Source organism: Thauera phenylacetica B4P (assembly GCF_000310225.1).
Taxonomy (GTDB): domain Bacteria; phylum Pseudomonadota; class Gammaproteobacteria; order Burkholderiales; family Rhodocyclaceae; genus Thauera; species Thauera phenylacetica.
Map to the genome: position 1 here is coordinate 1 of NZ_AMXF01000661.1, position 229 is coordinate 229.

1 protein-coding gene is annotated in these 229 nt (G+C 70.7%); it reads left to right on the forward strand.

Going from position 1 to position 229, the window contains the following annotated elements:
* Window positions 1-229: electron transfer flavoprotein subunit beta/FixA family protein (locus C667_RS24175; RefSeq protein ID WP_004394093.1), on the forward strand; the 229-nt coding region annotated here is incomplete at both ends.

Here is a 229-nt window from a genome sequence, read left to right on the forward strand (position 1 = left end):
GATCGACGGCGGCCTCGAGACCCTGTCGGTGAAGCTGCCGGCGGTGGTGACCACCGACCTGCGCCTGAACGAGCCGCGCTACGCCACGCTGCCCAACATCATGAAGGCCAAGAAAAAGCCGCTCGAGACCGTCAAGCCGGCCGACCTCGGCGTCGATGTCGCCCCGCGCCTGGCCACGCTGAAGGTCGCCGAGCCGCCCAAGCGCAGCGCCGGTGAGCGCGTGGCCGAC